We start from the raw sequence: 23,527 nt of genomic DNA on the forward strand, positions 1-23,527 counted from the left end.
GTCATTCCGGGTCCGCGCAGCGGAGCCCGGAATGGTCTGTTGGTTTGGGCGTAGGGTGATCCTGTTCCGCCTCGGCGGGATGACACGGAGGATCTCAACTCCGTGATGACCGATCAGACAGCCGCTCAATGCCCCGAGGCGAGGGCCGCCCCCGGCTTGTCGTGGGTGCCGAGCCGCTCGACCAGCGTCGCCGAGGCGGCATTGAGGCCGACGATCTCCACCGGCACGTCGTGGTGACGGAACTTCAGGACGACGCGGTCCAGCGCATTGACGGCGGTGAGGTCCCAGAAATGGGCGTCCGTCAGGTCGATGACGACGCGCTGCAGGTCGTCCTCGCGAAAGTCGAAGCCGCCATGGAAGGCCTCGGCCGTGGCGAAGAAGATCTGGCCCGTCACCCGGTAGGTGCGGACGGCGCCCTCGCGCGCGGAGGCGACGGCGAAGAACCGCGTGACCTTGTGGGCGAAGAACAGCCCGCTCAGCACCACGCCGAACAGCACGCCCTTGGCGAGGTCGTGGGTGGCGACCACCACCGCCACGGTGCCGAGCATCACGATGCTCGACGTCGTCGGATGGGTGAGCAGGGTCCGGATCGAGCGCCACTGGAAGGTGTTGATCGACACCATGATCATCACGGCGACCAAAGCCGCCATCGGGATCTGCGCCACGTAGGGGCCGAGCACCACGATCAGAAAGAGCAGGAAGGCGCCGGCCCACAGGGTCGAGAGCCGGCCGCGGCCGCCCGACGAGACGTTGATCACCGACTGGCCGATCATCGCGCAGCCGGCCATGCCGCCGAACAGGCCGGCGGTGACGTTGGCCAGCCCCTGGCCGGCGCATTCGCGGTTCTTGTTCGAGGTCGTGTCGGTGCGCTCGTCGACGATCGCCGCCGTCATCAGGCTCTCGAGCAGGCCGACCATCGACAGCGTCAGCGCGTAGGGCAGGATGATCCGCAGCGTCTCGAGGGTCAGCGGCACCTGGGGCAGGGCGAAGCTCGGCAATTCGCTCGGCAGCGCCCCCATGTCGCCGACGGTGCGGATGCCGAGGCCGAGGCTCATCGAGAGCGCGGTGAGGAGCACGATGGTGACGAGCGCCGAGGGCACGGCCTTGGTGAGGTAGGGCAGGCCGTAGATCAGCGCGAGGCCGGCGGCGGTCATCGCGTAGACGATCGGCCCGCGGCCGAGCAGCTCGGGCATCTGGGCCATGAAGATCAGGATGGCGAGGGCGTTGACGAAGCCGGTGACGACCGAGCGCGAGACGAAGCGCATCAGGTTGCCGAGCCGGAGCGCGCCGGCGGCGAGCTGGATCAGGCCGGTCAGGATCGTCGCGGCGAAGAGGTAGCCGAGGCCGTGGTCCTTCACCAGCGTCGTCATCACCAGCGCCATCGCGCCGGTGGCGGCCGAGATCATCGCCGGGCGCCCGCCCGCGATGGCGGTGACGACCGCGATGCAGAACGAAGCGTAGAGCCCGACCTTCGGGTCGACCCCGGCGATGATCGAGAACGCGATCGCCTCGGGGATGAGGGCGAGCGCCACGACGGTGCCGGCCAGGATTTCGCGCGTGACGTCGGGCGCCCATTCGCGCCGGAGGCGGACGAGATTCATGGAGTGTGAGCTTTCGAGACGGGGCGCGGTAAGGCGCGCGAGGACGGCCGGCCGCGAGGCGGACGGGCACGAGAGGGCAGGCGTTGAGGAGAGGACGCGGGAGAGCGGGGCGCTACGGCGGCGTGGGCCGCGAGACCAATATGGCTCGATCCTGCATCATGGGGTCGTGCGTAGCACGGGTTCTTGCTGCGCCGCAACCGGAAGGCGGGAATAAACTCACGGCCCGCGGACGAAGCAACCAAGACGAGCATGACGCGGGCCTTCTCCTCTCCCCGCGGGCGGGGAGAGGGCCGCTGACCCCTTGTCGGGTCAGCGGCGAGCACAGGCGCAGCCGGAGCGAGGGTGAGGGGGTCTCGACGAACGAGGCTCGTCCGGAAACACCCCCTCACCCTCGGCTGCCGCCTCGCTGTGTTCCTTGAACAGGAACACAGCCCTCTCCCCGCCCGCGGGGAGAGGGGCAAACCCGCGCCCTTCGAGAAAAAGGCCCGCCCCTCGGCGGAGGGACGGGCCTTGTCGTTGCGGAGCGCCGTCCGACCCTCAGGCCGGGATCAGCGGATCGCGCCGCGCGGCAGTCTCCGGCGCCCCGTCCTTGGCCTTCTGCTTCGGCGGCGGCCCGAGGAAGGCCGGGACGATGAAGAAGGCGGCGATGAGGGTGAAGAACAGCGACAGGGCGAGGAGCTTGCCCATGCTGGCGGTGCCCGGATGGCTCGACAGGACCAGCGAGCCGAAGGCGGTGCCGGTGGTCAGCGCCGAGAAGAAGATCGCCCGGGTCAGGCTCGAGGCCAGCATGTCGGCGACGCCGGCCCGCCAGGCGATCACGTAGTAGATGTGGAACGCCACGCCCACCGCCAGCATCAAGGGCAGCGCGATGATGTTGGCGAAGTTCAGCGGCATGCCGATCAGGTAGAGCGCCTCCAGCGTCCACAGGGTGGCGAGCACCAGCGGGCCGAGTGCCATCGCGACGTCCCAGGGGCGGCGCAGGGCCACCGAGAGGATGATGAAGATCGAGAGCAGCGCCAGCAGGCCCGCCTCGATGAAGGCGCCGAGAATCGTGTGGCTCGACAGGGTGGTGGCGACCGGCGCGCCGGTGGCGTGGGGGGCGACGCTCAGGACTTCCTTGGCGAAGCGGCGCTGCACCAGGTTGTCGTTCGAGTTGCCCTTGGGCTGGACCTCGATCCGGGCCTTGCCGTCGGCGGCGATCCACTCGGAGCGAATCTGCCTGGGCAGGTTCTCGAGAGTGATCTTCTCCGGGGCGAGCAGGCTGCGCAGGCGGGTGAGCAGGGCCTTGAGGTTCGGCACCACCGCGGCGGCGGCGGCCTCGCGCACCGGCGGCTCGGCATTGGCCAGGCGATCGAGCGTGTCGGTGAAGCCCTGGATCGTGGCGAGCGGGCCGGAGGCCGCGTCCGGCTTCGCGCCCTGCGAGAGGCCGCGGAGCGCCGTGACCGCGTTGCGGATCGCCGTCACCACCTCGCGGTCGGTCGGCGCGGGCGCGACGCGGGGCGGGTTGAGCACCGGGCCCAGCACCTGCGCGGCGTCCTCGATGGTCGCGAGCTTCTGGTCCTGGTCGGCGGGCACGAAGGTGTTGATGTCCACCACCCCGGCGACGCCCGGCAGGCTCGTGAGCTTCTTCACCATCGGGTCGATGGCGTCGCGGCTCGGCACCACGACGTCGATCGAGTTCGGGCTGGTCTTCGGGTCCTTGGCGAGGTCGAGATAGGTCGCGACCGATTCCACCTTGGCGCTGCGCAGGTGCATCGGGTTCGAGTCGAAGGGCAACCAGTAGAGAAGGGGCAGGCCCGCCACCGTGACGAGGCCGGTGAGCACCAGGACGAGCTTGCGGTGCTCGAGGATCCAGTGATCGACCGAGGCCATGCTGGCGGTGCCGACCTCCTGCTTCTCGCCCGGCGGCCGCAGCACGGCGATCAGCGCCGGCAGCATGGTGAGCGAGAAGAGATAAGCGACGATCATGCCGACGCCGGCGATCAGGCCGAGCTCGGACACGCCGCGGAAGTCGGTCGGCAGGAAGGAGAAGAAGCCGGCGAGCAGCGACACCGCGGCGAGCGTCAGCGACCAGCCGACGCCGCGGGCGGCGGAGCGGATCGCCCGTTCCAGGTCCCCCTCGGCGAAGCGGTCGGCGCGGTAGCGCACGGCGAACTGGATGCCGAAATCGATGCCCAAGCCGACGAACAGGGCCGCGAAGGCGACCGAGATCGGGTTCAGTTCCCCGACCATCACGAGACCCAGCGCCGCGGTGACGATGAGGCCCGCGAAGGTGGTGATGAGGACGGCGACGACGAGGCTGCCCGAGCGCAGGGCCAGCCACAGAAACAGCACGATAGCGCCGCCGGTGACCGAGTAGTTCAGCCCCGCATCGTCGGCCAAAGTCGCGAACTCGTCGTCCGCCACCGCGACTTGGCCGGTCAGGCGCACCCGCACGCCGTTGGCCTCGGTCAGGCCGAGAGTGCGGGCGGTTTCGCGGATCAGCTGGCTCGCCTTCTCGCCGGGCTGGAGGGCGTCGTAGTCGAGGACCGGCTGGGCGATGACGAAGCGGCGCAGGTCGCCCGGCTCGGCCTTGCCGCCGGAGAGGAGGAGCTGCCAGGACAGCTGGGCCCGCTCGCCCTTCAGGACGCGGTCGAAGACCTCCTTCATCTGCCCCATCGGGCCGACGAGATCCTCGGGCTTGGCCTGGCCGGCCTTCACGCCTTGCGCCCCCATCACCATCGCCTGCATGATGCCGCGCAGGGACGGGTCGGCGGCGAGAGGCCCGAGGAGGCCCTGCTGCTGGATCAGCCTCTCGGTGGTCTGCTCCAGCTCCTTCTGGGGCATCAGCAGCAGGCCGTTCTTGTCGAAGAACGGGCCGCCGTCGGGCCGGTAGACGATCGGCAGCAGGTCCTTGTGGGTCGAGAGGGCCTGGACCAGGCGGGTCGCCGCCTCCTCGGCCTGTTCCGGGGTCTGCCCGTCGACCACCGCGACGAGCAGGTTGCTGCGCTGCGGAAACGTCTTTTCGAACTGGATCTCGTCCTGGCGCCAGGGCACGTCCGGGGTGATCAGGCGCTCGACGTCGGTGTTGATGCGGAAGAGGTGCGCCGCCGTGGCGGCGCTCGCGACGGTGAGCAGCAGCGCGGCCACGAGGACGAGCCAGCGCCGGTGTACGGAAAACGCCACGAGCCGTTCGATCACGATGCGAAGCCTGCCTCTAGCTCGCGGGCCGCGCGGCGTGTCGCGGCGGCCCGGCAAAATCCCCTGGATCGGTCCGGCGGCCCCGCCGGCAGGGCGGTACCCCGCTGGCGATGCCCCGCGGTCCCGCGCCGTCCGGGACCAGTATAGCGCGCGAGCCGGCGGCGCCCATGGTCGAAGCCGGCGGGCGTCCCGCGGTCACGGCCCGGACCCACGCCGCTCCCATACCGGAAGCACGTCCGTGGCGCGCTAGGTAATGACCCGCAAGCCCGATTGCAACGCATTGGAGGCAAACGGATCCCCGGCCGGGGCGGTCCTCCGGGCGGAGTTCGGCCGAGCGCCCCCGCCTTTACCGGGCCGCCGGCCCCGCCCTACACCTCGACGGCCCAAGGGAATCCGCCCGGTACGGACGGGTCCCGGACCGGAGGCGCGGCACGACGGAGGACAGGTGGCGGGGACGCGGGAGAACGGGCTCGACCTCGTGCTGGCCCAGCCCAGGGGCTTCTGCGCCGGGGTGGTGCGGGCGGTGGAGACGGTCGAGCGGGCGCTTGCTCGAAACCTTGCTCGACACGACGGCCGCCCGGTCTACGTGCGGCACGCCATCGTCCATAACGACCGGGTCGTCGCCGACCTCGAAGCCAAGGGCGCCCGCTTCGTCGAGAGCCTCGACGAGGTGCCGGACGGCGCCGTCACGGTCTTCTCGGCCCACGGCGTCTCGCGGGCGGTGGAGGCGGAGGCCGCCCGCCGCGGGCTGCCGGTGATCGATGCCACCTGCCCGCTGGTCGCCAAGGTCCACATGCAGGGGCAGCGCTACGCCGCGCAAGGGCGGACCGTGGTGCTGGTCGGCCATGCCGGCCACGCCGAGGTCGAGGGGACGCTCGGGCGGATCGACGGCGCGGTCCGCCTCGTCGGCAGCGTCGCGCAGGCCGAAACCCTCGATCTCCCCGCCGACACGCGGCTCGCCTACATCACCCAGACGACGCTCAGCGTCGACGACACGCGGGCGATCCTCGCGGTCCTGCAGCGGCGCTTCCCCGACCTCGTCGGGCCCGAGACCAGGGACATCTGCTACGCCACGCAGAACCGCCAGGCCGCCGTGCGGGCGCTCGCCGCGGTCGCCGACCTGATCCTGGTGGTGGGGGCGAAGACCTCCTCGAACTGCAACCGCCTGCGCGAGGTCGCCGCCGAGGCCGGGCGCCCGAGCCGCCTCGTCGCGGGAGCGGAGGACCTGGACGGCCTCGACCTCGACGGGATCCGCACCCTCGGCCTCACCGCCGGCGCCTCGACGCCGGAGGCCTCGATCGCCGAGGTGATTGCTGCGCTGCAGCGTCGCACCCCCGTGCGGATCTCCACGTTGCCGGGCATCGTCGAGGGCGTGAGCTTCCCGCTCCCGTCGAGTTTGGGCCACAGTTAGGCCGATACGCACGCAGGCTGGACCCTTTCGAACCTAGCTTGCTGGAAATCCGCCACTTTTCGGGCTAATCAGCCCGCTTGGCACAGCACCCGACACGAACCACGACACAAGGAGCCTTGGTCTTGGGCATTCCTCTCCGGTACGTCGCGAAGATCGGCGGCTACATTCTCAAGCAGCACCTCACCGGCCGCAAGCGCTACCCGCTTGTCATGATGATGGAGCCGTTGTTCCGGTGCAATCTCGCCTGCGCGGGCTGCGGCAAGATCGACTATCCGGACGAGATCCTCAACAAGCGTCTCCCGGTCGACGAGGCTCTCGAGTCGGTCCGCGAGTGCGGCGCACCCGTCGTCGTCATCGCGGGCGGCGAGCCGCTGCTGCACAAGGACCTGCCGCAGATCGTCGAGGGCATCATCGCCCAGAAGAAGTTCGCGATCGTCTGCACCAACGCGCTTCTCCTCGAGAAGAAGATTGCGCAGTACAAGCCGAGCCCGTACTTCACCTGGTCGATCCATCTCGATGGCGACAAGGAGATGCACGACCAGTCGGTGTGCCAGCGCGGCGTCTACGACAAGGCCGTGGCGGCGATCCAGAAGGCCAAGGAGATGGGCTTCCGGGTCACGATCAACTGCACCTTCTTCAACAACTCCTCGGCCGACAAGATCGCGGACTTCTTCGACAGCGTGACCCGGATGGGCATCGACGGCATCACCGTCTCCCCCGGCTACGCCTACGAGCGCGCCCCCGACCAGCAGCACTTCCTCAACCGCCGGGCGACCAAGGACCTCTTTCGCGGCGTGTTCCGCCTCGGCAAGGAGAAGGGCCGCGAGAAGTGGACCTTCCAGCAGTCGGGCCTGTTCCTCGACTTCCTGGCCGGCAACCAGACCTACCATTGCACGCCGTGGGGCAACCCGACCCGGACGGTCTTCGGCTGGCAGAAGCCGTGCTACCTGCTCGGCGAGGGCTACGCCAAGACCTTCAAGGAGCTGATGGAGACCACGGACTGGGATTCCTACGGCACCGGCAACTACGAGAAGTGCGCCGACTGCATGGTGCATTCGGGCTACGAGGCCTCCTCGGTGGTCGACTCGGTGAAGAAGCCGTGGAAGCCGGTGATCTACGCGCTCCGCGGGATCAAGACCGAGGGCGAGATGGCCCCCGAGATCTCCCTCGAGAACCAGCGCCCGGCCGAGTTCGTGTTCTCACGCAACGTCGCGCAGAAGCTCTCCGAGATCCGGGACGCCAAGGCCGACGCCAAGAAGCGCGCGACAGCGGCCTAACGCGGCGAAGGCCGCCGACGAGTCGCGGGCGAGGCGAACGAGCCCGCCCACGCTCGCCGACCGGCGCGCCAGAGCCGACAGGACGGCGAGGAGATCGGGCTCGCCGTCCGGCTTGAGGGCCTTGGCGATCGCCGCCGGCAGGGCGCGGTCGGCCGGGTCGCACACCACCCGCACGGCGCAGAACGGCAGCCCGTGCGCCTCCGCGAAGGCGGCCGCGACGTGGGATTCCATGTCGACCGCCGCCGCGCCGGTCTCGTCGCGCAGCCGCGCCTTGGCGTGCGGCGACAGCACCGCCGCCTCCACCCCCACGACATCGGCGAGCACCACCCGTACCGGCGCGTCCGCGAGCCGGCGGGCGAGGGCCGCGACGACCTGCGGGTGCGCCGGGTGCCGGACGCCGCCGGCGCTGACCCCCGTCGCCACCACGACGTCGCCCGGCACCAGGTCGGGATCGAGTCCGCCGGCGATGCCGATGCTCATCACGGCCCGGCAGCCCGGGGCCACGCGCGCGCGCAACAGATCCCGCAGCCGCTCCGGGTTGCCCCCGGCCCCCACCGTCGCCACGCCGGGCCCCGCGGCGAGCCGCGCCTCGCGGGCGAGGCCCGTGACGGCGAGCACGGGATGGGGCCCGTTCGGGCCGGTGGTGTCCTCGACGACGGTCATGCGGGGCTCGGGGAGGCTCGATGGGGAGTGGGGATGAAGCTCTGCCATACCAGAGCGCGCGGGGCGAGCGTGTGGCGCTGGTGACACGGGGAGGGTGAAGGCATCACGCGGCCTGGTAGAACAGGACGCGCCCCTCGGGCCGCAATTGCTGCAGGCAGTCGAAATCGACGACGTTCGCGGTCAGCAGGGTACAGCCGAGCTGGCGTGCCTGGAAGAACAGCGTGCAATCGTGCAGGGCCTTCATGCGCCTGTCCCTCGCGTAGCCTTGGAGCCGGCACAGGACGCCCGCATAGACCGCGGCGTCGGTCAGCACGTCCTGCGTGGGCGTATGCAAGCGGTATGAGGGGATGCCATCGAGGACGCCGCGAATGGCCGTGACATTCGCGGTCGTCCGAGGATCGGCGGGGTCGAGGACGCCGATCGCATGCAGCATCTCCTGGACGGCGACGACGCTGTGATTGATGCGGCGCAAGCCGAGAAGGTCGTCCAGCGCGAGGGGCGTCCGACCCTTGAGCTGGTGGATGTAGACTCCGGTATCGAGCGGCAGCGGTCCGCCGATCGAGGGAAGATCGTCCTCGAGGTAGGAGAGTTCGGTTCGCGGGCGCGGGGCGAGCCGCGGGAGATCGAGGCGCGCGCAAACCCGCTCCGCGCGCTTCGAGAGCAGGGGCACGTTCAGACGCCGATATCGAGATCCGGATCGAGCGTGCCGCGGGCGCGCGCGAAGACTGCCGCGAAATCGTCGTCGACCGCCACGTTGGCGAGGGCGAAGGCCAGAAGGTCGTTGGTGGACCCGATGCCGGTCCGCCGCTTGGCCTGCTCGAGCAGCCTCACCGGAAGCCGCGCGCCGACCTGATGGGTCTCCGCATTCAGCAGACCCATCTCGGCCGCGCGGTCCATGATCGCCGGGATCATCCGCTCGATGGGCGTCGGTCGGGCTTCGGCCGTGCGAGGCGCGGTTACGGCATCGGATCGATCGTCGGCAGGCACGGCCACCATGGGTCCTCCCGTCTCGCGAGACACATCCGCGATGAGGATTGGCATATCGGCAAGCCGTCGGGGACCGCAATGGCCAATGGCGGAAGACGGGTCTCGAGCTGGATCATCTCGGGCGGCTTCCGGCGACCGGACGGGCGGCTGGATCCGGCGGCAGCCGTGCTGCCTACGCCTCCGGATCCGCCCGGTTCGAGAACCGGTCGCGGGCGGTGAAGCGGTCGGCGGGCAGGCCGGAGGGCAGGGTGCCGCGGTAGATCTCGCGCGACAGGAACGTGCGCTCGATCTCGATCTGCTCCTCGTCGAGGTCGACGTACCAGCAGCGGCGCCGGGGCGACCAGCGGTAGTTGCGGTCCTTGAGCCGGTCCTTGAGGGCGATCGGGGCGTCGGAGGCCCAGAGCCGTACGGTGGGGCGGCGCGCCGCCTCGAGCAGCGCCGTGAAGGCGAGGCGGCCGGAGGCGCGCAGCGGCCGGGCGAGGATCGCCAGCAACGCCTCGCAATCGTCGATCGCCCGGTGGCCGTTGTGGAAATGGCCGTGATCGGCGAGCAGATGGCCGAGCCGCATCCCCTCGTGGCCCTCCGCCCGCCAGGGGATCTGGTGGCAGGAGCAGGCCCAGTTGCGCGACACGAAGATCGGCCAGCGGCGCTCGCACATCTGCCGGTCGAAGCGGGCATTGTGGGCGATGACGACCCGCGCCTCCGCCGCCAGGGCCTCGACCGCCGCGTCGTCGATGCGCTGGCCGGCGACGTCGGCGTCGGTGATGCCGGTGAGGCGCACCACCGCCTCGGGGATCGGGCCGGAGGGCTGGTGGAGCTGGTTGAACCGCTCCAGCACCCGGTAGATCCGCCCGCTGGCACCGTACTCGAACTTGATGATGCCGAGCTCGATCACCTCGTCGGCCGTGACGTCGATGCCGGTCGTCTCGGTGTCGAGGATCAGCCCGACGAAGGTCGGCTCGTCCGGCTCCCCGTCCGGGGGCACGAAGGGGCCGAGCCGGCGCAGCACGCGGTAGTCGCCGGTGCGCTCCAGGATGGCGGCGATGTCGTCGAGCGCGTCGGTCAAGCGGCGGTCACCCCGAAGCCCAGCGGCCGCGCGGCGGCGGCGCATGTCGTTGCTTGAGGCAAGGCTTACCCCCGGGCCGGCCGTCCGGCCAAGAGCCCGGCCGCCACGCTCCACCGCAATCGCGCTCCGGCCGAACAAAGCCCCGCGACCCGGTGGGCCGCGGGGCAGGTGGAGGAGATCCGAGGAGCAGGCCCCCGCCGGCCGGGGAGGAAGCGCGGCGGGCGGGGCGCCGGGCCCGCTCGCGCCGGTCCGACCCGTCCCCAACCTGCCGCCGCTTCCCCGGTTTCGGGGGCAGCGGAGGAACCGTCGTCGGGGTAGACTTCGATCGAGCGGAGCCGTGCGCGAGGCCGGAATTCGGGAGCAAGCGCCGGGATGCGGCGGGCGGGCGGAGGAGCCAGGATGGCGCCATCGCCCGGACAGGAAGGCAGGACGGCCATGCGCAACCCGGATCTCGATGCCGCCGCGGGGCCCCCCCCGCCCCTCGACGACGCCGCGTGCTTCGCCGCGGTGGCGCGGCGCGACCGGGCGGCGGACGGCCTGTTCGTCTACGCGGTGCGGACGACCGGGGTCTATTGCCGGCCGAGCTGCGCCGCCCGGCCGGCGCTCCCGAAGAACGTCAGCTTCCACCCCACCTGCGCGGCGGCGGAAGAGGCGGGCTTCCGGCCCTGCCGGCGCTGCCGCCCGAACGAGGCGAGCCTGGCCGAGCGCCAGGCGGAGGCGGTGGCCCGGGCCTGCCGGCTGATCGAGGCGGCGGAGAGCCCGCCGGCGCTCGCCGACCTCGCGGCGGCGGCGGGCTCGAGCCCCTATCACTTCCACCGGGTGTTCAAGCGGATCACCGGGGTGACGCCGCAGGCCTACGGGGCGGGCCGGCGGGCGGCGCGGGCGGCGGCGAGCCTGCGGCAGGAGGACAGGACGGTGACGGAGGCGATCTACGAGGCCGGCTACGGCGCGGCGAGCCGGTTCTACGACGCGGCGCCCGAGCGCCTCGGCATGACGCCCACCGCCTATCGCCGGGGTGGGGAGGGCGCGGCGATCCGCTTCGCGGTCGGTGCCTGCTCGCTCGGCCACGTCCTGGTGGCGGCAACCGAGCGGGGCGTCTGCGCGATCCTGCTCGGCGACGATCCCGACGCCCTGCTGCGCGACCTCCAGGACCGCTTCCCGAAGGCGGCGCTGACAGGGGGCGACGCGGCGTTCGACGCGACGGTGGCCCTGGCGATCGGCCTCGTCGAGGCCCCGGGCGCCGCCGCGGCCCTGCCGCTCGACATCGGCGGCACCGCCTTCCAGCAGCGGGTGTGGCAGGCCCTGCGGGCGATCCCGCCGGGGCGCACCGCGACCTACGCGGAGATCGCCCGGGCGATCGGCGCCCCGAGCGCCGCCCGGGCGGTGGCGCTCGCCTGCGGCGCCAACCCGATCGCCGTGGCGGTGCCGTGCCACCGGGTGGTGCGCCAGGACGGCAGCCTGTCGGGCTATCGCTGGGGCATCGCGCGCAAGCAGGCCCTGCTCGACCGGGAGCGTGATGCCGCGGACAGGCCCTAACGGAGGCCGGCTCCCGCTGCGGAACTTTCACGCGGGGGGCAGGTTGTGGGGCCGAAGGGGCGTCAGGCTTTCGCAGTGCGGCGATCCGTACGGCAAAGCTCTATCCAAGTGGATCTCATCCCATGTCTCGTACTGCTCTTCTGGCCGCGATCGGCGTGACGATCGCCGGCAGCCTGCCGGCCGCGGCCCAGAACCTCGTGATCTTCCCGAGCGACCGTCCGGCGGCCGAATCGACCGAGGCGTTCCGCGCCGAGGCCCTGCGCAGCGACGCCTACACCATCGAGGCGAGCCGCCTGGCGCTCCAGAAGTCCAACAACCGCGCGGTGCGCGGCTACGCCGAGCAGACGATCGTCAACCGCCAGGCCACCACCGACGCGCTCCTGCCCCGCGGCACCTCGCTCAGCCCCTCCGGGACCGTGGTGGGCGATTCCGGCACCGGCCTCCTCGGCGCGGGCAACATCCTCACGGCGCCGCTCGCCATCGCCACCGCGCCGATCGCGGTGGTCGGCAACGTGCTCCAGGGCCAGCCGGCCTTCGGCCGCTCGCTCGTCGATGCCGATCCGGGCACCCCGGGCCGCCGCGTCGCCCTCGACCCCGCCCGCGAGCAGCGCCTGGCGCGCCTGCAGGCGGCCCCGAGCGGCAAGCGCTTCGACGCGCTCTACACCGCCGACCAGGCCCGGGCCCAGGGCAACAGCGTGCAGCTCTACGAGACCTATTCGCGCTACGGCGACAGCCGGGTCGGCCGCACCTTCGCCAACGAGGCGGCGCCGATGCTGCGCGAGGAGGCCGGCGAGGCCGACCGCCTGGCCGACCGCTACTCGAACGCCGACTCGCTGTTCTGATACCCAGCGCCCGACGGCCGTCGCGGGCGGGGCGGGACGCGGTTCCGCCTTCGCCCATCGGCGGGCCAGGATTCGCGACGAGGCGGCGGCCCGCCCCCAAGGCGACCGCCGCCGAATTTACGCCGGGCACGGATCGTTGCGCGGAGATCGGCGTTCTCTCCCTGACCGCCGCCGCCAAGCTTGGCCGGCAGACCCGATGAACACCGTCGTGCGAGCTTCCCCGTGGAGCGCCAACCCATGTCGTGCCGCCACAACGCCGTCGCGCCCCAGCCGCATCTGATCGCGACCGCGCCGTCGCACCTGCGCAAGTGGCGCCGCTTCCCCAGCGTGCTGCCGCAGGCGGCCAACGACAACGGCCGAGCCGGCTATAGCGCGGAAGCCGGCCTGTGGGCCGCGGCGCTCGGCGCCACCGCCACCATGGTGGCGGTGCTGATGGTCGGGATGATGCTGTAGGCCGGCGCCAAGCCTTGAGCAGATTTCGCCGAAGTGGACACCGGTTCGGCGGCAAAAATCTGCGACACGACAAGAACCTGAGCGGGCGAAGCGTTGGCCTGCCGACGCAAGTCTGCTTCGCCGGGGCTTCCGGCTCAGCGCCCGGTTCTCTGCCGCCAGGCCGCGAAATCGGCCTTCGCCTGCTCGTCGATCAGCGGGTAGAGCCCGATTACGCCGCGGCCGCCCTGGACCTCCTCCAGCACGAAATCCTCGAACACCGTCATCTCGGCGGCCTCCGCGGCGATCTCGTCGGCGATCTCCGCCGGGATCACGATCACGCCCTCGCCGTCGCCCACCACCACGTCGCCGGGAAACACCGCGACGTCGCCGCAGCCGATCGGCACGTTGATGTCGAGCGCCTGGTGCAGGGTCAGGTTGGTCGGAGCCGACGGCCGGTTGTGGTAGGCCGGGAAGGGCAGGGCGCCGATCTCGGGCGAATCGCGAAAGCCGCCGTCGGTGACGACGCCGGCCGCGCCCCGCTTCATCAGCCGCGTCACCAGGATCGCCCCGGCGGAGGCCGCCCGCGGATTCTTGCGGCTGTCCATCACCAGCACCGCACCCTCGGGGCACTGGTCGACGGCGACGCGCTGTGGGTGGCCGGGATCGCGAAAGACCGCGAGCGTGTTCAGGTCCTCCCGGGCCGGGATGTAGCGCAGCGTATAGGCCTCGCCGACCATCGTCCCGGCCTGCGGGTTGAGGGGGCGCACGTCCTGGATGAACTGGTTGCGCAGGCCGCGCTTGAACAGGGCGGTGGCCAGGGTCGCGGTGCTGACGGTCTTCAACGTCGCGCGGGTCTCGGGGCTCAAGGGCATCGGGGCTCTCCGGTCGGGAGCGAAGGCCGCGGGCGGCGGAAAGCCCGTGGGACGCCGTGCCGCCACCGATCCTCCCCGCCACCCGGACGACTTCGCCGCTCCGCGGCCGCCGGTCCGGCAGCCTGTGACATGCCATTGAAGCACTAATGTTTTAGTACATCAACCAGTTTGCCAGGGCACGATCCGAGCGGAAGCCCTTCCCCGCGGCGCAGGGCTGTCCGGGAAAACGTCCTTTTGGAGATCGAGCGCGGGATCCCCTCTCCAGGCGATGCCGGGCTTGCCCGGTATCGCTGCAAGATGTGGGAGAGGGGAGACGCGCCATTGTTTCCCCCAGACAGTCCTGCGCGGAGGGGGGCAGGGTCCGGGCGGAGGCGCCCCCTACTTCTTGCGCGGCGCCGGTGGCGGGGGCGCCGGGGGCTCGTCGCCGCCCTCGTCGGCCTCGCCGCCGCCGATCGTGGTCTTGAGCGCGAAGGCGACCAGCGGGCTCGCCACGTCGACCACCTCGGCCTTGGTCAGGCCGTCCTTCGGGTCGTAGCTGCCGACCAGCATCACGGTGCGGTTCTCGGCCTTGGCGAGGTCGAGGCCGTCTCCGGAAACGGCCATCGGCTTGCCGGCGATCTCGTCGGCCTTGCGGTCGTTGGTGAACAGCACCGTGACCTTGCCGTCCTTGACCACGCCGACGTAGCAGGTCTCCTCCGGCGTCCGGCACGGAAACAGCATCGCCGCCACGGGATCGGGCTGGGGCGCCTCCTTGGGGGCATCCTTGGGCGGCGGCGGGGGCTTGGGCGGGCCCTTGGGGGCGGGCTGGGCGGCGGCCGGAACGGCGGCGAGCGCGAGCAGCGTGAGGGCGAGCGCGGAGCGCATCAGTCTCGTTCTCCAGGTGATGCCCTATCGGAAGGCGCGAAGTGGCGCGCCGCCGCCGGAGGTTCAAGGGCGGGGCGGTCGGGGACGCCTCACGCCTGCGAGAGATCGCCGTCGAGATCGGCCGCGGCCACGAGCGCCCGCGTATAGGCCTCGCGCGGGCGCGCCAGCACCGCGTCGGTCGGGCCGCGCTCGACCTCGCGTCCGGCGCGCAGGACCAGCACGGTGTCGGCGAGGGCGCGGACCACCGCGAGGTCGTGGGAGATGAACAGGTAGGCGAGGCCGTGCGCCGCCTGGAAGTCGCGCAGCAGGGCGACGATGTCGCGCTGCACCGTGCGGTCGAGGGCCGAGGTCGGCTCGTCGAGGACGACGAGGCGCGGCCGCAGGATCATCGCCCGGGCGATGGCGATGCGCTGGCGCTGGCCGCCCGAGAAGGCGTGCGGGAAGCGGTGGCGCCAGGTGGGATCGAGCCGCACCTCGGAAAACGCCTCCGCCGCCCGGGCGTCGCGGTCGGCGGCGCTCAGATGGGGGCTGTGGACCCGCAGGCCCTCGGCCACGATCTCGCCCGCGGTGAGGCGCGGCGAGAGCGAGCCCATCGGATCCTGGAACACCGGCTGGAAGCCCCGGCGCAGGGGGCGGAGCGCCCTCCGGTCGAGGGCCGTCAGGTCACGGTCCTCGAACCGCACCAGGCCGTGGGCGGCGGGCTCGAGGCGGATGAGCGCCCGGCCGAGGCTCGACTTGCCCGAGCCCGATTCGCCCACGACCCCGATCGTCTGGCCGGCCCGCACGGTGAGATCGATGCCGCAGACCGCGAGGCGCGGCGGCTCCGCCCGCAGGAAGCGCCGCCGGCCCGGATAGCCGACCGACACGCCGCGCGCCTCCAGCACCACCGGGGCCTCCTCCGGCACCGGGTCCTTGCGGCCCGCGGGCTCGGCGGCCAGCAGACCGCGGGTCTCGGAAGCCCGCGGGTTCCGGAACAGCTCTCCGGTCGGCCCGGTCTCGACGAGGCGGCCGGCCCGCAGGACCGCCGTGCGGTCGGCGATGCGCCGCACCAGCCGCAGGTCGTGGGTGATGAACAGGAGGGCAAGCCCGAGGCGCCGCTTGAGATCGGCGAGCAGCGCCAGGATCTGGGCCTGGACGGTGACGTCGAGGGCCGTCGTCGGCTCGTCGGCGATCAGGAGGTCGGGCTCGCCGGCGAGCGCCATGGCGATCATCACCCGCTGGCGCTCGCCGCCGGAGAGCTCGTGGGGATGGGCCGAGAGGCGCGAGGCCGCATCGCGGATGCCGACGAGATCGAGCAGCTCGCGCGCCCGCGCCGCCGCCTGGCGCCGGCCCATGCCGCGATGGGCGCGCAGCGGCAGGGCGATCTGGTGGCCGACGGTGAAGAGCGGATCCAAAGCCGTCATCGGCTCCTGGAACACCAGGCCGATGCGGGCGCCGCGGATCCGGTCGAGGGCGGGGCGGTCCAGCGCCGTCAGCTCGGTCCCGTCGACGCGCACCGAGCCCGAGACCCGCGCCTGGGGCGGCAGCAGGCCCATGACGGCGAGCGCCACCTGGCTCTTGCCCGAACCCGATTCGCCGACGAGGGCCAGGGTCTCGCCCCGGGCGAGGTCGAGGTCGAGGCTCTCCAACGCCGTCACGCCGGCCTCGGGGTAGCGCACGGTCAGCCCGCGCAGCTGCAGGAGGGTCATGCGCTCACCCCCGCACGTCGAGGGCGTCGCGCAGGCGCTCGCCGAGCAGCGTCAGGGCGAGCAGGGTGGCGACGAGGAACGAGGCCGGCACGATCAGCATCCAGGGCGCGGTCTCGAGGGAGCGGGCGCCGTCGGCGATCAGCACGCCCCAGCTCGTCGCCGGCTCCTGCACGCCGAGGCCGAGGAACGAGAGGAAGCTCTCGAGCAGGATCACCCGCGGCACCATCAGGGCCGCGAAGGCGACGACGGGGCCGAGCAGGTTCGGCACGACGTGCCGGCGCAGGATCGCGCTCGTGGAGAGGCCCAGCGCCTCGGCCGCCCGCACGTAGTCGCGCCGGCGGATGGCTTGCGCCTCCGCCCGGACGATGCGGGCCATGTCGAGCCATTCCACGGCGCCGACCGCGACGAAGATCAGCGCCACCGAGCGGCCGAAGAACACCACCAGCATGATGACGAAGAACACGAAGGGCAGGGAGTACAGGATGTCGACGAGGCGCATCATCGCCGCGTCGACCCGCCCGCCGAGCGTGCCGGCCAGCGCCCCGTAGGCCACCCCGATGCCGAGGGCCACCGCGGTCGCCATCAGGCCGAGCGCCAGGGACAGGCGGCCGGCGGTGAGCGTGCGGGTGAGGAGGTCGCGCCCGAGCGCGTCGGTGCCGGCGAGGAAGCGCAGGGCGCGCAACGGCGCCTCGACGGCGAGCCGCCGCCCGTCCTCGGAGCGCCCGAGGAGGCGGGCCTCGCCGAAGGTGTCGGAGCGGGAGAAGAAGGTGAGCACCCGGTCGTCGATCGGCCGGTCGGAGGCGAGCGTCAGGCGTACCGCCTCCCCGGTGACCGCGACGTCCTCGGCCCGCACCCGCATGCGGAGGGCGAGCCGATCGAGGGCCGGGCCCACGGCCTCGGGCCTGGGGTAGAGCGCGAGCGACGGCGGGACGCCCGGATAATCGTAGTAGAGCCGGTCGTAGGGGTGGCCGGTGACGAAGGGCCCGAGAAGGCAGGCGAGCGCCACCACGGCGAGGAGCGCCGCGCAGGCCCGCGCGAGCCCATCACCGAGGAGGCGGCGCCGGGCGCGGGCGAGGAGCGAGGCCTCGGCGAAGGCGAGGACGGACGGGGACGAGATCACCCGAAATCCCTCAGGCGGGGATCGATCAGCGCGCAGGCGAGGTCGGACAGGAGGTTGAGCACGAGGACGAAGACCGCGATCAGCACCACCGTGCCGAGCACCAGCGTGTAGTCGCGGTTGATCGCCCCGTCGACGAAGTAGCGCCCGACGCCGGGCAGGCCGAACACCGTCTCGACCACCACCGAGCCGGTGAGGAGCCCCGCCGCCGCCGGGCCGAGATAGGACACGACGGGGAGCGCCGCGCCGCGCAGGCCGTGGAGCGCCAGGGTGCGGGGCGCAAGCCCCAGCGCCCGCAGGGTGCGCCAATGCGGCCGGTCGAACACCTCGACGAGGCCGGCCCGGAAGAGCCGCGCCACCACGGCGACCTGCGGCAGCGCCAGGGTGACGACCGGCAGGACGAGGTTTCTCGGCGATCCGTCGTCCCAGCCGCCGACGGGGAGCCAGCGCAGGGTCAGCCCGAAGGCGATCTGGAGCAGCGGCGCCACCACGAAGCCCGGCACGGTCAGCGCGAAGGTGCCGAGCGTCGTCACCGCATGGTCGAGGGCCGAGCCCCGCCGCAGGGCCGAGAGGCCCCCGAGCAGGGTGCCGAGGACGAGCGAGACGAGGAGGGCGAGCGCCCCCAGCGTCATCGAGACCGGCAGGCCGCGGGCGAACAGCTCGGCCACCGAGAGGTCGCGCACCGAGAAGGACGGCCCGAGATCGCCCCGCGCCAAAGCCGCGAGGTAGCGCCCGTACTGGACCAGCAGCGGCTGGTCGAGGCCGTAGACCCGGCGCAGGTTCTCCATCGCGGCGGCCGGCAGGGGCCGCTCCAGGTCGAAGGGGCCGCCCGGCGCCAGCCGCACCAGGAAGAACGACAGGGTGACGACGATGAACAGCGTCGGGACGGCCTGGGCGAGGCGGCGCAGCACGTAGGCGATCATGCGCGGGGCATCATGGTCGGGGCCTCATGCGAGCGACAGCCAGCGCGTCGGCGAGACGCCGCGCAGGTTGGGCTGGAAGCCGCGCAGGCGCGGGCCGATCAGGTGCTTGTGCCGGTAATGCAGCAGCGGGATCCAGGGCAGGTCGGCGAGAAAGAGTTCTTCCGCACGGTAGAGGATCCGGGCGCGGGCCTGAAGGTCGGTCTCGCGGGCGGCCTCGCGCATCAGGGCGTCGTAGGCCGGGTTGGCGTAGTGCCCGGAATTGAAGCCGTCGTTCCCGCTCTCGACCAGGAACAGGAAGTTCTGCGGGTCGGCGTAATCGGCGATCCAGCTCATCCGGGCGAGGTCGAACGGGCCGCCGTCGCGCAGATAGGCGAAATGGGTCTTGGCGTCGGTGGCGGCGAAGGACGTCGCGACGTTGAGCGGCCGCCACATGTCGGCGATCGCCACCATGGTGTTCCGGTTGTTGTCGGTGATGTTGTAGCGCAGCTCGACCGCGAGCGGGGTGCCGCCCGGTCCGTAGCCGGCCTCGCGCAGGAGCGCGCCCGCCGCGTCCTCGCGCTCGAGCGGCGACAGGTCCCGGCCCGGCATCGTGGGCGGGAGAAGCGCGTTGTCGAGGCCGGCCGGCGTCAGGGAATAGGCCGGCAGCATCGTCTCGCCCCACACGGCGTCCGCCAGGAACTCGCGGTCGAGGGCAAGCGACAGGGCCCGGCGTACCCGGGCATCCCCGAGGGGGGCTTTGCGCACGTTCACCATCAGCGCCAGCACGCCGAGGGCCGGGTTGAGGATCACGCCCGCGCCGAACCGGGCCTTGAGCGCCTTCACCTGGTCGGCGGGCAGGTCCTCGAGGGAATCGATCTCGCCGGCGGCGAAGCGGCGCACCGCGGCGGCGAGATCGGGGGTCGGGATGTACTCGACCCGGGGGATCGCGATCGCGGCGGCGTCGCGGTGATGCGGGTTGCGGATCGCCACGATGCGGTCGTTGGGCGAGAAGTCCTTCAGCACGTAGGCGCCGTTCGACACGAGGTTGCCGGGCCGGGTGAAGGCGTCGCCGAAGCGGGCGAGCGAGGGCCGGTGGAGCGGCGTGCTCGCCTGGTGGGCCATCAGCTCGGCGAAGTAGGGGGTCGGCTGGGCGAGCCGGATCACCACCGTGAGCGGAGCGGGCGCCGACACCCCGACGGCGTCCGCCGGCATCGCCCCGCGGTTGACCGCCTCGGCGTTCAGGATCGGCGCCAGCACGCTGGCGTATTTCGCCCCCGTCGCCGGGTCGAGCATGCGGCGGAAGCCGTGCACGACGTCGTCGGCGACGACCGGATCGCCGTTCGACCAGCGCCCGTCGGGGCGCAACGCGAAGGTCCAGGTCAGGCCGTCGGCGGAGGTGGTCCAGCCCGCGGCCGCCCCCGGCATCAGGGCGCCGTCGGGGCCGTAGGTGCTCAGGCCCTCGTAGAGGTCGAGGAGGATCGTCGCCTCGGCCACGGTCGAGGTCTTGTGCGGGTCGAGGGTCTCGGGGTCGGCGCCGTTGCCGCGCCGGTAGGCGGCGGGACCGGCCGCGCGGGCGGGGACCGCCGCGCCGAAGGGCGCGGCGCCCAAGGATGCGGCACCGAAGCCCGCGAGGACGTCCCGGCGCCGCATCGCCGGGCTCAGGCGCCGGTCTGGGCCTGGAGGCCGGCGGCCTCGATTCCGGCGAGCGCCGCCTTCTCGTCGTTGTCCGAGGTGTCGCCCGAGATGCCGACGGCGCCGAGGAGCACGCCGTCGCGCTTGATCAGCACGCCGCCCGGGACCGGGATCAGCCCGGCGGGGCCCGCCACGTGGGTCACCGCGGCGACGAAGTAGGCCTGCTCCTCGGCCCGCTTGGCGATGGCGCGCGAGCCGATGCCGAGCGCCAGCGCGCCGTTGGCCTTGCCGAGGGCGATCTCGGCCCGCTTCAGGCTGGTGCCGTCCTCGACGGAGGCCGCCTTGAGGGCGCCGCGGGCGTCGAGCACCACCACCGCCAGGGGCTTGAGCCCGAGGTCGCGGCCGGCCTTGAGGGCGGCGGTCACGAGGGTCGAGGCGGCGTCGAGGGTGAGGTCGGACATGGGATCGGGAACTCCGGGTCGTCGGGTCGGCGGGCCGCGCGGGCGGGCCGCTCTCCTCGGGTCCCCGGGGCTTACCCTGACGGGCCGGGGGATGCCAGGGTCGGGGCATCGACCGCCGGGGCCCCGCGTTGCCGCAGCGCGACCGTCGTGATACCGGCCCCGCGCACCATCGGCGCCTTGAGGGACATGTCGGACCGCGACCCCGCTGCCGCGGGCCTCTCCGAGGGCCTGCACCTCACGCACACGATCGACCTGCCCGGCCACGGCACGCTGGCGGGCGAGATCGACCTGCGGGAGAACTTCTCCGCCTGCCTCGGCGACGTGCCGCTGCGCGGCCGACGCGTGCTCGATGCCTGCGCGCTCAGCGGCTTCACCAGCTTCGCCATGGAGGCCCTGGGCGCCGAGGTCGTGTCCTACGACCGGGCCGAGGGCCGGCACTGGGACCTGGTGCCGTTCTGCGACGGCGCGCCGGCCTCCCACCTGGTACCGCTCCTCGACGAACACCAAGCCCGGATCGCCCGCGCCTATCGCCACTGCCACGCCGCCCTGGGCTCGCGGGCCGAGCGGGTGGAGGGCGACCTCCATGCCGTGCCCGAGGCGATCGGCCCGGTCGATCTCGCGGTTCTGGGGGCGCTGGCGCAGGTCCGCGACCCGTTCCGGGCGCTGCACAGCGCGCTGCGCCTCGTCCAGGAGACCGCCGTGGTCACCGGCACGCTGCCGCGCCGGCCGTGGTACGATCCGGGCCGGCTCGTCGACGACGGCTGGCTCGGCGACCCCCGGCACGGGCCGTTCGCACGCGAGCGGTGGGCGGACCGGCGCGCCGACGCCCCCCTGGTCTTCCTGCCCCGCACCGGCCAGGGCAACCCGTTCGCGACCTGGTGGCAGATCCCGCCGCGGACGATCGTGCGCTGGCTTCAGATCATCGGCTTTGGCGAGACGCGGATCGCCTATCACCGCCGCCCGCTCGCCGGCCGGATGCGCACGCTCTACGCCGTGGTCGGCCGCCGGACGCAGGCGAACCACGCGGCGATCTGAGAAGGACGGGAATGTTCCATATCGGGCAGGACGGCTGGCTGTTTCTGACCGTCGGCACCAACCGGGCGGCGGACCTCTACGCCAACACCCCGGAGGTCTGGCGCATGCTGCGGGGCTGGCGCCGGCTGCTGCTCGCCCGTGCCGACAAGGCCGCGCGGCTCCACGCCCGCTACCTGCATCTGTCCTCGCCCGAGAAGCTGAGCGTCTACGACCACAAGTTCCACGGCGACGGCCCGGTCCGGGCCTCGCGCTCGCCGACGCGCCGGCTGGGGCAGTTGCTGCGTCTCACGCCCGCGGGGCGCCGGCTGTGGGTCGACGCCCTGACGCCGCTCAGGGCCCGGCGCGACGCGGCGGAACTGTACTACCGGACCGACACGCACTGGACCTCGCAGGGCACCTTCGTCGCCTACCGGGCGATCTGCGCGGCCTGCGGCGCGGCGGCGATTCCCGACCTCCTGGAGACGCGGCCGGCCCACGAAGTCACCCGCCGCATGGATCTCGGCGAGAAGCTGCAATTTCCGGTGAGCGAGACCTCGACCTACCGGGCGATCCGCCGGACCGCCGGGATCGCCGAGGAGGGCCGCCTCCACGCACTGGCCGAGCGCCACCCGGAGCTTGCCCTCCATACCGGCGTGCGGGTCGGGTTCCGCACCGACGACCCGGCGGCCGACCCGCGCTCGCTGCTCGTGTTCGGCTCGTCCTATTCGGGCTACGGGGGCCTGGGGCTCACCAGCATGCTCGCCGAGACCTTCCGGCGGGTCGATTTCGTCTGGTCGGCGGAGATCGATTGGGGCCTCGTCGCGCGGCTGCGCCCGGCGATCCTGCTCACCGAATCCGCCGAGCGCTACATGGCCCGGCTGCCCGACGACGACGGCTTCGACGTCGGGCGCTACGAGGACGAGAAGATCGCCCGGCTGCTCGCGGAGAATCCCGGGCTCATACCAACGGCCCAAGATGCTGACGCATCGGGCCGTTGAACCATCTCAAATTTTCGACACCAAGCCAGAGGCTTGGCGAAAATTCGAGAACGGAACCAAAGGTCGTTTTCAACGACCGTTGGTATCAGTCGGTGAACACCACGGTCTTGCGGCCGTTGGCGATCACCCGGTCCTCCAGCACGTAGCGCACGGCGCGGGCGAGCACCCGGCGCTCGATGTCCCGGCCCTTGCGCACCAGATCCTCGGGGGTGTCGCGGTGCGAGATGCGCTCGACGTCCTGCTCGATGATCGGCCCCTCGTCGAGGTCGCCGGTGACGAGGTGCGAGGTGGCGCCGATCAGCTTCACGCCGCGCACGTGGGCCTGGTGGTAGGGCTTGGCGCCCTTGAAGCCGGGCAGGAACGAGTGGTGGATGTTGATGCAGCGGCCCGCGAGCTTGTGCGAGAGGTCGTCCGACAGGATCTGCATGTAGCGGGCGAGCACCACCAACTCGGCGCCGGTCTCCTCGACGAGGCGCCACAGGGCGGCCTCCTGCTGGGGCTTGGTGTCCGGCGTGATCGGCAGGTGATGGAACGGGACGCCGGCGAGATCCGCCGCGCCGTAGATCTCCCGCGGATAGTTCGAGACCACGGCGCAGACCTCCATCGGCAATTCGCCGATGCGCCAGCGGTAGAGGAGGTCGTTGAGGCAATGGTCGAAGCGGGAGACGAGCAGCATCACGCGGCGGCGCTCGGCCCGGTCGCGCAGGGTCCAGTCCATGCCGAAGCGCCGGGCCACCGCCTCGAAGCCCTGCGCCAGCGCGTCCCGCCCCGGCGCGCCCTGTACCGGGTTGAACACGATGCGCATGAAGAAGCGGCCGGTCTCGACGTCGTCGAATTGCTGCGCGTCGAGGATGTTGCAGCCGGCCTCGAACAGGTAGGCCGACACGCCGGCGACGATGCCCGGGACGTTGGTGCAGGAGAGGGAGAGGACGTAGGAGGGGGTGGTCATGGGTACCCGGGCCGGAAACGAGAATCGGCCCACGC

General features: G+C 72.1%; 21 protein-coding genes. 7 read left to right on the plus strand and 14 right to left on the minus strand.

Annotation, left to right across the window (positions count from 1 at the left end; all coding sequences use genetic code 11):
• Positions 1–125 precede the first annotated feature (125 nt).
• Both miv_RS12700 and miv_RS12705 read right to left on the minus strand, forming a co-directional pair.
• Entirely contained in the window at positions 126–1,601 is a 1,476-nt protein-coding gene (locus tag miv_RS12700; RefSeq protein WP_058619202.1) for a SulP family inorganic anion transporter, read from the minus strand.
• Between the two features lie 537 nt (positions 1,602–2,138).
• Positions 2,139–4,781, minus strand: coding sequence for an MMPL family transporter (locus miv_RS12705; RefSeq protein WP_207183037.1), 2,643 nt, complete (start codon positions 4,779–4,781; stop codon positions 2,139–2,141).
• A gap of 445 nt (positions 4,782–5,226) precedes the next feature.
• On the opposite strand from miv_RS12705, the gene ispH reads away from it, so the two are divergent.
• Together ispH and hpnH are read left to right on the plus strand one after the other, a co-directional pair.
• Positions 5,227–6,192, plus strand: a complete 966-nt coding sequence (gene ispH, locus miv_RS12710) for a 4-hydroxy-3-methylbut-2-enyl diphosphate reductase (protein ID WP_244748979.1) — start codon at positions 5,227–5,229, stop codon at positions 6,190–6,192.
• Positions 6,193–6,314: 122 nt separating this feature from the next.
• Positions 6,315–7,469 (plus strand): adenosyl-hopene transferase HpnH, encoded by a 1,155-nt coding sequence (gene hpnH, locus miv_RS12715; protein ID WP_048428969.1) that lies wholly within the window; start codon positions 6,315–6,317, stop codon positions 7,467–7,469.
• Here the strand turns inward: hpnH and miv_RS12720 are convergent.
• The 4 genes from miv_RS12720 to miv_RS12735 form a co-directional block, all read right to left on the minus strand.
• Complete coding sequence (locus tag miv_RS12720) at positions 7,392–8,132, minus strand: phosphorylase (RefSeq protein WP_207183039.1); 741 nt, start codon at positions 8,130–8,132, stop codon at positions 7,392–7,394. The genes hpnH and miv_RS12720 overlap by 78 nt on opposite strands.
• 103 nt (positions 8,133–8,235) lie before the next feature.
• Complete coding sequence (locus miv_RS12725; RefSeq protein WP_207183040.1) at positions 8,236–8,802, minus strand: type II toxin-antitoxin system VapC family toxin; 567 nt, start codon at positions 8,800–8,802, stop codon at positions 8,236–8,238.
• 2 nt (positions 8,803–8,804) lie between these two features.
• Positions 8,805–9,128, minus strand: a complete 324-nt coding sequence (locus miv_RS12730; RefSeq protein ID WP_207183041.1) for a hypothetical protein — start codon at positions 9,126–9,128, stop codon at positions 8,805–8,807.
• Between the two features lie 163 nt (positions 9,129–9,291).
• Entirely contained in the window at positions 9,292–10,185 is an 894-nt protein-coding gene (locus tag miv_RS12735) for a 3'-5' exonuclease (RefSeq protein WP_207183042.1), read from the minus strand.
• A gap of 435 nt (positions 10,186–10,620) precedes the next feature.
• Between miv_RS12735 and ada the strand changes: the two genes are divergently transcribed.
• The 3 genes from ada to miv_RS12750 all read left to right on the plus strand — a co-directional run bounded on the left by ada (position 10,621) and on the right by miv_RS12750 (position 13,016).
• Positions 10,621–11,721 carry a bifunctional DNA-binding transcriptional regulator/O6-methylguanine-DNA methyltransferase Ada gene (gene ada / locus miv_RS12740; RefSeq protein WP_207183043.1) on the plus strand — a complete coding sequence of 367 codons (1,101 nt, stop codon included), beginning with the start codon at positions 10,621–10,623 and terminating at the stop codon, positions 11,719–11,721.
• Positions 11,722–11,843: 122 nt separating this feature from the next.
• Positions 11,844–12,563, plus strand: coding sequence for a DUF4142 domain-containing protein (locus miv_RS12745; protein ID WP_207183044.1), 720 nt, complete (start codon positions 11,844–11,846; stop codon positions 12,561–12,563).
• Between the two features lie 222 nt (positions 12,564–12,785).
• A complete protein-coding gene (locus tag miv_RS12750) occupies positions 12,786–13,016 on the plus strand; it encodes a hypothetical protein (RefSeq protein WP_207183045.1) in 231 nt (76 codons plus the stop codon).
• Between the two features lie 134 nt (positions 13,017–13,150).
• Here miv_RS12750 and miv_RS12755 read toward each other — a convergent pair whose 3' ends face one another.
• The 7 genes from miv_RS12755 to miv_RS12785 all read right to left on the minus strand — a co-directional run bounded on the left by miv_RS12755 (position 13,151) and on the right by miv_RS12785 (position 20,531).
• Positions 13,151–13,867 carry a ribonuclease activity regulator RraA gene (locus miv_RS12755; RefSeq protein ID WP_207183046.1) on the minus strand — a complete coding sequence of 239 codons (717 nt, stop codon included), beginning with the start codon at positions 13,865–13,867 and terminating at the stop codon, positions 13,151–13,153.
• 378 nt (positions 13,868–14,245) lie between these two features.
• Entirely contained in the window at positions 14,246–14,731 is a 486-nt protein-coding gene (locus tag miv_RS12760; protein WP_207183047.1) for a hypothetical protein, read from the minus strand.
• An 89-nt stretch (positions 14,732–14,820) separates the two neighbouring features.
• Entirely contained in the window at positions 14,821–16,419 is a 1,599-nt protein-coding gene (locus miv_RS12765) for an ABC transporter ATP-binding protein (protein ID WP_207183048.1), read from the minus strand.
• A 4-nt stretch (positions 16,420–16,423) separates the two neighbouring features.
• Positions 16,424–17,539: an ABC transporter permease gene (locus miv_RS12770; protein WP_244748980.1), complete on the minus strand. Its 1,116-nt coding sequence runs from the start codon at positions 17,537–17,539 to the stop codon at positions 16,424–16,426.
• Positions 17,536–18,459 (minus strand): ABC transporter permease, encoded by a 924-nt coding sequence (locus miv_RS12775; RefSeq protein WP_048428961.1) that lies wholly within the window; start codon positions 18,457–18,459, stop codon positions 17,536–17,538. The genes miv_RS12770 and miv_RS12775 overlap by 4 nt, the downstream gene beginning before the upstream one ends.
• Positions 18,460–18,483: 24 nt before the next feature.
• Entirely contained in the window at positions 18,484–20,088 is a 1,605-nt protein-coding gene (locus tag miv_RS12780) for a peptide ABC transporter substrate-binding protein (RefSeq protein ID WP_207183049.1), read from the minus strand.
• A gap of 8 nt (positions 20,089–20,096) precedes the next feature.
• Positions 20,097–20,531: a GlcG/HbpS family heme-binding protein gene (locus tag miv_RS12785; RefSeq protein WP_048428974.1), complete on the minus strand. Its 435-nt coding sequence runs from the start codon at positions 20,529–20,531 to the stop codon at positions 20,097–20,099.
• Positions 20,532–20,717: 186 nt separating this feature from the next.
• Between miv_RS12785 and miv_RS12790 the strand changes: the two genes are divergently transcribed.
• Together miv_RS12790 and miv_RS12795 are read left to right on the plus strand one after the other, a co-directional pair.
• Complete coding sequence (locus miv_RS12790; protein ID WP_207183050.1) at positions 20,718–21,566, plus strand: class I SAM-dependent methyltransferase; 849 nt, start codon at positions 20,718–20,720, stop codon at positions 21,564–21,566.
• 11 nt (positions 21,567–21,577) lie between these two features.
• Complete coding sequence (locus miv_RS12795; protein ID WP_207183051.1) at positions 21,578–22,543, plus strand: alginate O-acetyltransferase AlgX-related protein; 966 nt, start codon at positions 21,578–21,580, stop codon at positions 22,541–22,543.
• Positions 22,544–22,628: 85 nt separating this feature from the next.
• Here miv_RS12795 and purU read toward each other — a convergent pair whose 3' ends face one another.
• Positions 22,629–23,492 carry a formyltetrahydrofolate deformylase gene (gene purU / locus miv_RS12800; protein WP_207183052.1) on the minus strand — a complete coding sequence of 288 codons (864 nt, stop codon included), beginning with the start codon at positions 23,490–23,492 and terminating at the stop codon, positions 22,629–22,631.
• Positions 23,493–23,527: the final 35 nt, after the last annotated feature.

Origin of the sequence: Methylobacterium indicum, from assembly GCF_017347565.1 — a bacterium.
Taxonomy (GTDB): domain Bacteria; phylum Pseudomonadota; class Alphaproteobacteria; order Rhizobiales; family Beijerinckiaceae; genus Methylobacterium; species Methylobacterium indicum.